Origin of the sequence: Acidisphaera rubrifaciens HS-AP3 (genome assembly GCF_000964365.1) — a bacterium.
In the GTDB taxonomy this organism is placed as follows: domain Bacteria; phylum Pseudomonadota; class Alphaproteobacteria; order Acetobacterales; family Acetobacteraceae; genus Acidisphaera; species Acidisphaera rubrifaciens.
The window spans coordinates 1-394 of the sequence record NZ_BANB01000197.1; the positions used below are offsets into that span (position 1 = coordinate 1).

1 protein-coding gene is annotated in these 394 nt (G+C 71.3%); it reads right to left on the reverse strand.

Annotation, left to right across the window (positions count from 1 at the left end; translation table 11 throughout):
- Nucleotides 1-88: 88 nt before the first annotated feature.
- Nucleotides 89-394, reverse strand: a 306-nt coding sequence (locus B8460_RS07030) for an ABC transporter C-terminal domain-containing protein (RefSeq protein WP_241771135.1), incomplete at its 5' end; no start/stop codon positions are given.

A 394-nucleotide genomic window follows, 5' to 3' on the forward strand; every position in this document is an offset into this window, starting at 1 on the left:
CTGCCGATTCACTCAGAAGGGCTACCGCTCTAGATAATCGTTCGGCTCATCGTCGGACCCGACATTCCCGGCATTTTCTGCCGCTGCCCTACCCCTCCGCTTCGGCGCGCCGCATCTCCAGCGTCAGCCATTCGTCCTCCGCCGCGGCGAGGGCCGCCTGGGCGTCGGCGAGGCGGCGGGTCGTGTCGGTGAAGGCGGCCGGGTCGCGGGTGTAGAGATCGCCTGTTTCCAGCGCGCGGCTCAGTTTCGCGATGTCCGACTCGAGGGCGGCGATGCGGTCGGGAAGCTGTTGCAGGCGGTGCCGCTCCTTGAAACTGAGGCGCGGACGTTCCGCCGTCGTCGGGCGCACGGGCGCCGGGCGCGGGGCGACGGGACGGGACGCCGCCGCGCGGCC